The 10,564-nt window shown below is 72.6% G+C and carries 10 protein-coding genes; 1 reads left to right on the forward strand and 9 read right to left on the reverse strand.

All coding sequences use genetic code 11. The features are described from left to right. Positions 1-60: 60 nt before the first annotated feature. Positions 61-1,005 carry a methionyl-tRNA formyltransferase gene (gene fmt / locus OG509_RS08310; protein ID WP_406181357.1) on the reverse strand — a complete coding sequence of 315 codons (945 nt, stop codon included), beginning with the start codon at positions 1,003-1,005 and terminating at the stop codon, positions 61-63. Between the two features lie 323 nt (positions 1,006-1,328). Here fmt and OG509_RS08315 point away from each other — a divergent pair, with 323 nt between their 5' ends. Further along, entirely contained in the window at positions 1,329-1,850 is a 522-nt protein-coding gene (locus OG509_RS08315) for a hypothetical protein (protein WP_406181359.1), read from the forward strand. 117 nt (positions 1,851-1,967) lie between these two features. On the opposite strand, the gene OG509_RS08320 is transcribed toward OG509_RS08315, so the two are convergent. The 8 genes from OG509_RS08320 to OG509_RS08355 form a co-directional block, all read right to left on the reverse strand. Next, on the reverse strand, positions 1,968-4,100 hold the full coding sequence (locus OG509_RS08320; protein WP_406181361.1) for a primosomal protein N': 2,133 nt from the start codon (positions 4,098-4,100) through the stop codon (positions 1,968-1,970). A 107-nt stretch (positions 4,101-4,207) separates the two neighbouring features. After that, positions 4,208-5,416, reverse strand: a complete 1,209-nt coding sequence (gene metK / locus OG509_RS08325) for a methionine adenosyltransferase (RefSeq protein ID WP_030873691.1) — start codon at positions 5,414-5,416, stop codon at positions 4,208-4,210. Positions 5,417-5,613: 197 nt separating this feature from the next. Next, positions 5,614-6,843: a bifunctional phosphopantothenoylcysteine decarboxylase/phosphopantothenate--cysteine ligase CoaBC gene (coaBC, locus tag OG509_RS08330; protein ID WP_406181363.1), complete on the reverse strand. Its 1,230-nt coding sequence runs from the start codon at positions 6,841-6,843 to the stop codon at positions 5,614-5,616. A gap of 99 nt (positions 6,844-6,942) precedes the next feature. Further along, positions 6,943-7,215 (reverse strand): DNA-directed RNA polymerase subunit omega, encoded by a 273-nt coding sequence (gene rpoZ / locus OG509_RS08335; RefSeq protein WP_004948662.1) that lies wholly within the window; start codon positions 7,213-7,215, stop codon positions 6,943-6,945. Between the two features lie 63 nt (positions 7,216-7,278). Then, the gene (gmk, locus tag OG509_RS08340; protein ID WP_134074642.1) at positions 7,279-7,842 is read right to left on the reverse strand and encodes a guanylate kinase; all 564 of its coding nucleotides are present in this window, start codon (positions 7,840-7,842) and stop codon (positions 7,279-7,281) included. 61 nt (positions 7,843-7,903) lie between these two features. Then, positions 7,904-8,227 carry an integration host factor gene (locus OG509_RS08345; RefSeq protein ID WP_008740406.1) on the reverse strand — a complete coding sequence of 108 codons (324 nt, stop codon included), beginning with the start codon at positions 8,225-8,227 and terminating at the stop codon, positions 7,904-7,906. 267 nt (positions 8,228-8,494) lie between these two features. Further along, the gene (pyrF, locus tag OG509_RS08350) at positions 8,495-9,328 is read right to left on the reverse strand and encodes an orotidine-5'-phosphate decarboxylase (RefSeq protein WP_406187507.1); all 834 of its coding nucleotides are present in this window, start codon (positions 9,326-9,328) and stop codon (positions 8,495-8,497) included. Positions 9,329-9,351: 23 nt separating this feature from the next. Next, entirely contained in the window at positions 9,352-10,461 is a 1,110-nt protein-coding gene (locus OG509_RS08355; protein WP_406181366.1) for a quinone-dependent dihydroorotate dehydrogenase, read from the reverse strand. Positions 10,462-10,564: the final 103 nt, after the last annotated feature.

The raw sequence follows: 10,564 nt of genomic DNA on the forward strand, positions 1-10,564 counted from the left end.
CGCCGGCGTACGGGGTGCCGCCGGCGGCGGGCCGGTGTCCGACTCGGACACCGGTACGGATCAGCCTACGTCCGCGGCGCCGAGGCGCTCGCCGGCGGCGATCCGCACCCCGCGGGCCCAGTCGGCGCCGCGCATCGGCTTCTTGCCCTGGGGCTGCACCCAGAGCAGCTCCACGGCGTGCGAGCCGGTGCCGACGTACACGTTGTTCTTGCCCGGGGAGAGCTCTCCGGGCGCCAGGTCCGTGCGGTCGGTGACCAGGCCGACGGAGATCAGCTTGAGCCGCTCCCCGCGGAAGACGGTCCAAGCGCCGGGCGCGGGCGTGCAGCCGCGCACCACGCGGTCGGCGCGCATCGCCGGGGCGTTCCAGTCGATGCGGGCGTCCTCGACGGTGATCTTGGGTGCGAGCGAGATGCCGTCGGCGGGCTGCCCGACGGCGCGCAGCGTGCCGTCCTCGATGCCGTCCATGGTGGCGGCCAGCAGGCCGGAGCCGGCGAAGGCGAGGCGGGTGAGCAGGTCGCCGCTGGTGTCGGTGGGGCGGATCTCCTCGGTCAGGTGCCCGTAGACGGGCCCGGAGTCCAGGCCCTCCTCGATGAGGAAGGTGGAGGCGCCGGTGACCTGGTCCCCGGCCATGATCGAGTGCTGTACGGGCGCGGCCCCGCGCCACGCGGGCAGCAGCGAGAAGTGCAGGTTGACCCAGCCGTGCCGGGGGATCTCGATGGCGCTCTTGGGGATCAGCGCCCCGTACGCGACGACCGGGCAGCAGTCCGGGCCGATCTCGCGCAGCCGGGCCTGGAACTCCGGGTCGCGGGGCCGGGCGGGCTTGAGGATCTCGATGCCGGCCTCTTCGGCGCGCTCGGCGACCGGGCTGGCGACGAGCCGGCGGCCGCGGCCGGCCGGTGCGTCGGGCCGGGTGACGACGGCGGCGACCTCGTGCCGCCCGGAGGCGATGAGGGCGTCCAGGGCGGGCACGGCGACCTCGGGGGTGCCTGCGAAGACGAGCTTCACTGGGGTCCTACCTCGCTATCTCGGCTGTCAGCAGCGCACCAGTCTATGTTCCCGGCGCCGTTGGGGGCGCCCGGCCCGTTGGGCGGGCGCCCCAGGGGCCCGCCCACGGGGCTGCCCAGGGGACCGCCGAGGGGTCCCGGACGGCCCGTCAGGGGGCGTACGCACACACGCGCGCCTCTCGCATATGCCGACACGCCCCCGGTGCGTGACTTCAGTGGCGTTTGGCGCGTTGGTCAAGAGAGATTGACCGAAACCGGGCCGCGCGATGAGATCGGTGTCTGCGGCCCGATCCGCTCTTCAGCACCGGTTCGAGAGGCTTCTTCATGGCCGACCACGCCACCCACGACGCCCAAGCACGGGCCAGCCTGCATCTCCTGGTGCGGGACATCGAGCGGGTTCGCCGGCAGGTGGATGCTCTGCGTACGCTCACCGCCCAGCTCGGCAATGTATACCGCCCGCGCCGCTCCGGTCCCTCCACGGGCTTCGTCGTCTATGGCCGGGCCCCCGCGCCCACCGTCCGCCTCGCGCAGGAGCTGCGGGACAGCGTCGAGACGCTGGTGACCGCAGCGGTGGACTTCGACCGCTCGCTCGGCTTCTCGTGGGACGCGGTGGGTTCCGCGCTCGGCGTCACCAAGCAGGCCGTGCACCGGCGGTACGGGGCCCGGCGGGCCCAGGCCGCGGAGTCCGCGGAGCCGCTGGCCGAGGGCACGACCACGCGGACCCTCGGGCCGCTGCCCACGGTCCCGGCGGCCCGCTCGGTGCCGCCGCAGCCGCTGCGCGAGGAGTCCCAGGCCGCGGCCTCGTCCCGCTCCGCGGCCGCCCTCCCGGGCCCCCGCAACGGCTGATCCGACGCCGGGCGTCGGGACGCCGACCTCCGACGGCCGGCCCGCCGACCACCGCCCCCGGCGGGACACCCCGTCCCGCCGGGGGCGTTCGGCTGCACCGGGCCGGGGCAGGGGCCCTCAGCCGATGTCCGGCGGGTCGATGCGGACGCGGACCGACTCCGCCGCCGGGACTCCGCGGGCCAGCCGGGCCGCCTGGGCCGACTTCAGGGCGGCCGCCAGCGCGGCCCCGCTGCCGGGCGGGACGCGGACCAGGGCCCGCTCCCCCGGCGAGGGCTCCCCGCGCCGCCCCGGCACCGGGACCGGGCCCAGCACCTCCGCGTCCGGCGGCAGCCCGGCTCCGGCCAGGAAGGCCTCCACCGCCTCGCCCCGACCGGCCACGGCCGCCATCCGGGAGACCGGCGGGAACCCGAGCTGGGCCCGCTCCGCGAGCTCCCGTACGGCATGGCCCACCGGGTCCCACCGCACGAGGGCCTGGACCGGCCGCAGCGTCGGCTCCGCGACCACGACGACCTGCCCCTCCCCGCGGACCAGCGAGGCGGCCGCGATCCACCGGCGCAGCGCGTCCTCCCCGGCCCGCAGGTCGGGCCGGGTCAGCATCGCCCAGCCGTCCAGCAGCAGCGCCGCCGCGTACCCGGCGCCGGCCGCGACCGGCTCGGCTCCCGGGGTGCACACCACCAGCGCGGGCCGGTCCGGCACCTCGTCCAGGATGTGGTCGCGCCCCGAAGTCCGTACGGGCACGGCCGGGAAGGCCCGCCCGAGCTCCTCGGCCGTCCGCCGGGCGCCCACCACCTGGGCGCGCAGCCGGAAGGACCCGCACTCCTCGCAGTGCCAGGCGCTCTCCTGCCGTCCGCACCAGCCGCAGTGCAGCTCCCGCGCGTCGGGGGCCTCCAGCGGCCCCGCGCAGACCTTGCAGCGGGCGGGGGCGCGGCAGCGCTCGCAAGCCAGCCGCGGCGCATAGCCGCGCCGGGGCACCTGGACGAGCACGGGCCCGGACTTCAGCCCCTCCCGTACGGTCTCCCAGGCCAGGCTCGGCAGCCGGGCGGCGCGGGCCGCCTCGTCCCGGGCCAGGAGTTCGTCGCCCACGGTCCGGATCCGGGGCGCGCAGGCCCGTACCGTCTCGCGGTCGGCGACGAGCGGTCGCGCCCAGCCCGTCTCGACCAGCTGGGCGGCCTCCACGGTGCAGCTGGTGCTCCCGGCCAGGAATCCGCAGCCGTCGCCGACGGCGCGCAGCTCCAGCACTTCCCGTACGTGCGGGAACGGCGCGTGGTCGTCGCCGTGGCTGGAGTCTCCGTCGTCCCAGACGGCGACCAGCCCGAGGTCCCGTACGGGCGCGAACATCGCGGCCCGGGTGCCGATGACGGCCCGCACCGAGCCCCGGTGCACGGCGAGCCACTGGCGGTAGCGCTTCTCGGGGCCGGACTCGGCGGTCAGCAGCGCGTGCCGCCCCTCGCCGAGCAGGGCGGTCAGCGCCGCGTCGACCCGGGCCGCGGTGCGCCCGTCGGGCAGGACGGCGAGGGCGCCGCGGCCGGAGGCGAGGGTGGCGGCCATGGCCCGGGCCAGCTCGTCGGCCCAGCCGGGGCCGGGCAGGGCGGTCCATACGGCGCGCGGCGCGGCGCCCGTGGCCAGCGCGCGCAGGAAGGCGGGGCCGGAGCCGTACCGCGCCCAGCCGCCCGGTTCGGGCGCGGGAGGCGGGGGCAGCGGCTCCGGTGAGGGCTTGGCCTCGGCGCGGGCGCTGCGCGCGGGCAGGGCGAGCTGGAGTACGTCGGCCAGGCTGCCGGCGTACCGGTCGGCGACGGCCCGGGCCAGGGCCAGCATGCCGGGAGTCAGCACGACCTCGGGCGAGACGACGTGGGCGAGGGCGGCCAGGACGCCGTTGTAGTCGGATTCGGCGCGGCGCTCGACGATGAACCCGTCGATGAGGCCGCCGCCCTCGCGGCGGCCGCCGTGCACCTGGTGGGAGCCGGCGCCGAAGCGGACCCGGACGCGCACGCCCGGCTGGGCGGCCTCGGAGAGCTCCTCTGGAACGGCGTAGTCCCAGAGCTGGTCGAGGTGGAGCACGCCCTTGTTGACCAGGATCCGCGCGACCGGCAGCTCCTTGGCCAGGGCGGCGCCGCGCCAGGTGCGCGGTTTGGCCTTGGGGGCCTTGGCCTTCGCCTCGGCGACCATCTCCCGCATCAGCGCGAGCTGCTCCGGCGGACCGCCGGGACTCTCGTCCCCGCTCCGCTGCCCGGATTCGTTCGTGCTGCTCACACCCGCATTCTTACCAAACCCCACCGACACCGGACGGCCCCGGACCACAGGGGTCCGGGGCCGTCCGTACAGCGGGTCTTGCTCGATACCGCAGGTCCTGCGTGTTCCTACAGGCCGGCGGCCGCGCGCAGCGCGTCCACGCGGTCGGTGCGCTCCCAGGTGAAGTCCGGCAGCTCGCGGCCGAAGTGGCCGTACGCGGCGGTCTGGGCGTAGATCGGGCGCAGCAGGTCGAGGTCGCGGATGATCGCGGCCGGGCGGAGGTCGAAGACCTGGCCGATCGCGTCCTCGATCTTCTGGACCTCCACCTTGGCGGTGCCGAAGGTCTCGACGAAGAGGCCGACGGGCTCGGCCTTGCCGATGGCGTACGCGACCTGGACCTCGCAGCGCGAGGCGAGGCCGGCGGCGACCACGTTCTTGGCGACCCAGCGCATGGCGTACGCGGCGGAGCGGTCGACCTTGGACGGGTCCTTGCCCGAGAAGGCGCCGCCGCCGTGGCGGGCCATGCCGCCGTAGGTGTCGATGATGATCTTGCGGCCGGTGAGGCCGGCGTCGCCCATCGGGCCGCCGATCTCGAAGCGGCCGGTCGGGTTGACCAGCAGGCGGTAGCCCTCGGTGTCGAGCTTGATGCCGTCCTCGACGAGCTGGGCGAGCACGTGCTCGACGACGAACTCGCGGATGTCCGGGGCGAGCAGCGAGTCCAGGTCGATGTCCGAGGCGTGCTGCGAGGACACGACGACGGTGTCGAGGCGGACGGCCTTGTCCCCGTCGTACTCGATGGTGACCTGGGTCTTGCCGTCGGGGCGCAGGTACGGGATGGTCCCGTTCTTGCGGACCTCGGACAGGCGGCGCGAGAGCCGGTGCGCGATGTGGATCGGGAGCGGCATGAGCTCGGGGGTCTCGTCGCACGCGTAGCCGAACATCAGGCCCTGGTCGCCGGCGCCCTGCTTGTCGAGCTCGTCCTCGTCGCCCTCGACCCGCTTCTCGTACGCGGTGTCGACGCCCTGCGCGATGTCCGGGGACTGCGCGCCGATGGACACCGACACGCCGCAGGAGGCGCCGTCGAAGCCCTTCTTCGAGGAGTCGTAGCCGATCTCGAGGATCTTGTCGCGGACGAGCTGCGCGATCGGCGCGTACGCCTTCGTCGTCACCTCACCGGCGATGTGGACGAGACCGGTGGTGATGAGGGTCTCCACGGCCACACGCGAGGTCGGGTCCTCGGTGAGAAGTGCGTCGAGGATCGTGTCGCTGATCTGGTCAGCGATCTTGTCGGGGTGACCCTCGGTGACGGACTCCGAGGTGAACAGGCGACGGGACACAACGCTCCCTGGGGTTGCAGCGGCTGCTGGCTGATCATTTGGCGGAACCACACCGGGGGCTGCGCCCGATCACGTTCCAAGTGTGCAGTTTATCGGTCGCCACCGTTTACCGGACCACCTGTCTCGCCCAATGGGAGCCATGTGACCTGCGGCACTCCATTCTGGCTCATGGAATCGGCTACGAGAAGAGCCGTCGCTCAGGCGCGTCGGGGGGCGAGTCGCGGGGAGACCCGATCCCAAATCGCCTCCGCCAGGGCCTCCTTGGGACCATAGGGAACCGGGGTCTCCGTCCCATCGGAAGACAGGATGATCGCCTCGTTCTCCTCGGAACCGAAGGTCTTGGTCTCGCCGACCTCGTTCACGACGAGAAGATCACACCCCTTGCGGAGCAGTTTGGCGCGGCCGTTCGCGAGCACGTCGTCCGTTTCGGCGGCGAAACCGACCACGACCTGGCCTTCCCGGGCCCGGTCGGCCGAGATCTCCGCGAGGACGTCGGGGTTGCGCACCAGCGCCACCGGGGCCGGATCCTGCCCGTCCTTCTTCTTGATCTTGCCGCTCATGTATTCGGCCGGCCGGAAGTCGGCCACGGCTGCGGCCATCACCACGGCGTCGGCGTCGGCCGCCGCCTTGAGCACGGCCTCGCGCAGCTGTACGGCCGTCCCGACCCGTACGACGTCCACCCCGGCCGGGTCGGCCAGGGCGGTGTTGGCCGCGACGAGGGTGACCCGGGCCCCGCGGGCGACGGCGGTGCGGGCCAGGGCGTAGCCCTGCTTGCCGGAGGAGCGGTTGCCCAGGAAGCGGACCGGGTCGAGCGGCTCCCGCGTGCCGCCCGCGCTGATCACCACGTGCCGGCCGGCCAGGTCGGGCCCGGCCGCCCCGCGCGCCAGACCGTGCCTCCTCAGGACGCCACGGCACACCTCGAAGATCTCCTCGGGGTCGGGCAGCCGCCCCTTGCCGGTGTCCTTGCCGGTGAGCCGGCCGACGGCGGGCTCGATGACGACGGCGCCGCGGCGGCGCAGCGTGGCCACGTTCTCCTGGGTGGCGGGGTGCTCCCACATCTCGGTGTGCATGGCGGGGGCGAACACCACCGGGCAGCGCGCGGTGAGCAGCGTATTGGTGAGCAGGTCGTCGGCGAGGCCGTGGGCGGCCTTGGCGAGCATGTCGGCGGTGGCGGGGGCGACGACGACGAGGTCGGCACTCTGCCCGATGCGGACGTGCGGGACCTCGTGGACGGTCTCCCAGACCTCGCTGCCCGCCGGGTTCCCGGAGAGCGCGGCCCAGGTGGCCTCGCCCACGAAGTTCAGGGACGCCGCCGTGGGGACGACCCGTACCTCGTGCCCGGACTCGGTGAGCCGGCGCAGCAGCTCGCACGCCTTGTACGCGGCGATGCCGCCGCTGACTCCGAGCACGACCTTCGGCTTACCCACCACACACGCCCCTATCGCTGATCGTCGTACGTGTCTATGACACACCACAGGCCCGGCAGATGTTCTGCCGGGCCTGTGGTGAAAGGAATTCTCGGTGCCTTACTGGGCCGGGGCCTCGATGGCCTCGGAGGTCAGCAGACCCGCGTTGATCTCGCGCAGCGCGATCGAAAGCGGCTTCTCGTGGACGTGGGTGTCCACCAGCGGGCCGACGTACTCGAGCAGGCCCTCACCGAGCTGCGAGTAGTACGCGTTGATCTGACGCGCGCGCTTGGCCGCGTAGATCACGAGGCTGTACTTCGAGTCCGTGGCCTCGAGCAGCTCGTCGATCGGCGGGTTGATGATGCCCTCGGGCGCAGTGATGGAAGAGGACACGCTCTACCTTCCGAAGAATGGGTGAATGATCAAGCATTGATCGAAATGAACATCGATCAACGATCAGACAACTTCCATCAAGGCTAGCAGCTCGCGCGCCACGTCCTCGACGGAGGTGTTGACCAGGGTGGTGTCGAACTCGGACTCGGCAGCGAGCTCGACCTTGGCGGTCTCCAGCCTGCGCTGGATGACCTCGGGCGATTCGGTGCCGCGGCCGGTGAGCCGGCGGACCAGCTCGTCCCAGCTCGGCGGCGCGAGGAAGACGAGCTGGGCCTCGGCCATGGACTCGCGGACGAGTCGCGCGCCCTGGAGGTCGATCTCCAGGAGAACGGGCTCGCCGTTCTCCAGTCGTTCCACCACCGCGCCGCGCGGTGTGCCGTAGCGGTTGCCCGCGAATTCGGCCCACTCCAGCAGCTCGCCGTTGGCGATCAGCTTGTCGAACTCGTCGTCGTTGACGAAGAAGTAGTGGACTCCGTGTCGCTCACCGGGCCGCGGCTTGCGGGTGGTGGCCGACACCGAGAGCCATACCTCGGGGTGGACCTTGCGCATATGCGCGACGACCGTGCTCTTGCCGACCCCCGAGGGGCCGGAGAGCACGGTCAGCCGCGGACGAACCTCTGCTGCCATAGAGCGATTATCCAGGTTCTCGGGACTGCCTGAGAACGCCGGGAGAACTTCAGGCAACGCGTCAGCCGGCAGGAGTGCCGAACTCACGCTCCAGAGACGCGATCTGGTTGGAACCGAGACCTCGGACACGCCGGGATTCGGAGATGCCGAGGCGCTCCATGATCTGCTTGGCGCGGACCTTGCCCACGCCAGGCAGGGACTCCAGCAGGGCGGAGACCTTCATCTTGCCGATGACGTCGTTCTCCTGGCCCGTCTTGATGACCTCTTGGAGCGAGGCGCCGGAGTGCTTGAGTCGATTCTTCACCTCGGCCCGCTCCCGGCGAGCCGCGGCGGCCTTTTCGAGCGCGGCTGCGCGCTGTTCAGGGGTAAGGGGCGGAAGAGCCACGCCTACGTCACCTCGGATGTCGAACTGTCGGATACGGACCGGTGGGGAACCCTAGGGCGCCACACCAGGCGAATGCCCGAACAGCGGTGGAACTCGTTCGCTGCTCGTCACTCTGATCGGAGACTAGCGGCCATGACCGCTCCAGTCAGCGCAAACGGACGAAAAGTCCTGGTCAGCCTCCACTGAACCGTACATCACGGACAAACTACCCCGGTTTTGTCCGAGGAAAGACGTTCGATTTTCGTCAGGCCGTACGACGTGAGGTGCTCAGGCGGAGACCGCCTCGCGGATTTCGTCCGCGAACCGGGTGGCCGAGGCGCGCAGGGCGGCGGCGTCCGGACCGTGCTTCAGCACGCCCCGCGAGACGTTCGGGACCACATTGCGGACGGCCGCGCCGAAGACCGCCGGGAGGTCGGCCGCCGTCGCGCCCTGCGCACCGATGCCGGGGGCCAGCAGCGGACCGTTGATGTCCAGGTCGAAGGAGGACAGGTCGCCGAGCGTGGCGCCGACCACCGCCCCGAAGGAGCCCATCGGGGAGGCGCCCGCGTTCTCCGCCGCGAGGTGCCCGAGCATCGTCGCGCCGATCGTGCGGCCGTCCTCGCGCACCGCGCGCTGGACCTCGGCGCCCTCCGGGTTCGAGGTGAGGGCGAGGACGAACAGACCCGCGCCCGAGCGGCGGGCCAGCTCCACCGCCGGCTCCAGCGAGCCGTAGCCCAGGTACGGGGAGACGGTCAGGGCGTCGGAGAACAGCGGGGAGGACGGCGACAGGAAGGTCTCCGCGTACGCGGCCATCGTCGAGCCGATGTCCCCGCGCTTGGCGTCCATCACGACCAGCGTGCCGGCGGCGCGCGCGTCGGCCACGGTCCGCTCCAGCACCGCGATGCCCTTCGAGCCGAAGCGCTCGAAGAAGGCCGCCTGCGGCTTGAAGACGGCCACCGAGTCGGCCAGCGCCTCGACGACCGTGCGGGAGAACTTCTCCAGGCCCGCGATGTCGTCGTTCAGGCCCCAGGACGAGAGGAGGGCCGCGTGCGGGTCGATGCCCACGCACAGCGGGCCGCGCGCGTCCATCGCCGCGCGCAGGCGGGTGCCGAAGGGGGTCACGGTCTCGGTCACGGGGGTCTCGGTCACTGCATGGCCTTTCGGGTTTCGGCGCCGACGGCCTCGGCGAGGGTCGCGTACGGGCTGACGGCCAGGCGCGCCGCCAGGCCCTTGTGGATCGCGCGGGCGTAGAACGGGCCCTCGTAGATGAACGCGCTGTACCCCTGGATCAGGGTGGCGCCGGCCAGGATCCGCTGCCAGGCGTCCTCGGCGTTCTCGATGCCCCCGACGCCCACCAGCACCAGGCGGTCGCCCACGCGGGCGTACAGGCGGCGCAGGACCTCCAGGGAGCGCTCCTTGACCGGGGCGCCGGACAGGCCTCCGGTCTCCTTCACGAGGGCCGGGGCGGACTTCAGACCCAGTCCCTCGCGCGCGATGGTGGTGTTGGTCGCGATGATGCCGTCCAGGCCGAGCTCCAGCGCCAGGTCGGCGACCGCGTCCACGTCCTCGTCCGCGAGGTCCGGGGCGATCTTGACGAGCAGCGGGACCCGGCGGTCGGTCACCGTGCGGTCCGCCGCCTCCCGTACGGCCGTCAGGAGCGGGCGCAGGGACTCGGTGGCCTGGAGGTTGCGCAGGCCCGGCGTGTTCGGCGAGGAGACGTTCACGACCAGGTAGTCCGCGTGGCGGGCCAGGCGCTCGGTGGAGGCGACGTAGTCCGCCACCGCCTCCTCCTCCGGCACGACCTTGGTCTTGCCGATGTTGACGCCCACGACGGTGTTGAAGACCGGCACACGGGCCGCCAGGCGGGCCGCCACGGCCGCCGAGCCCTCGTTGTTGAACCCCATGCGGTTGATCAGCGCGCGGTCCGGCACGAGCCGGAACAGCCGCTTCTTGGGGTTGCCCGGCTGCGCCTGCGCGGTGACCGTGCCGATCTCGATGTGGTCGAAGCCGAGCATCGACATGCCGTCGATGGCGACGGCGTTCTTGTCGAAGCCCGCCGCGAGGCCGAAGGGGCCGTGCATGCGCAGCCCGAGCGCCTCGGTGCGCAGTTCCTTGTGCCGGGGGGCCAGGGCCGCGGCGACGAAGGTCCGCAGCACGGGGGTGCGGGCCGCGAGCCGGATCCAGCGGAAGGCCAGGTAGTGGGCCTGCTCCGGGTCCATCCGCTTGAAGACGAGGTCGAAGAAGAGTTTGTACATGTCGAGAAGATCCCTTGTGCGCTCATGACGAGGGGGACACCGACGCGCATCGCGCATCCGTGCCCCCCTCCTCGTACGGGCTGGCAGGGGGTGTCCGGCGGAT

This window comes from Streptomyces sp. NBC_01006, from assembly GCF_045162725.1.
In the GTDB taxonomy this organism is placed as follows: Bacteria; Actinomycetota; Actinomycetes; order Streptomycetales; family Streptomycetaceae; genus Streptomyces.

What these genes read in the sequence shown, in the direction of transcription:
- OG509_RS08315 (WP_406181359.1), top strand. Translation starts at nt 1,329, where the DNA reads ATGGCCGACCACGCCACCCACGACGCCCAAGCACGGGCCAGCCTGCAT.
- gmk (WP_134074642.1), bottom strand. Translation starts at nt 7,842, where the DNA reads ATGGCAGCAGAGGTTCGTCCGCGGCTGACCGTGCTCTCCGGCCCCTCG.
- OG509_RS08355 (WP_406181366.1), bottom strand. Translation starts at nt 10,461, where the DNA reads ATGTACAAACTCTTCTTCGACCTCGTCTTCAAGCGGATGGACCCGGAG.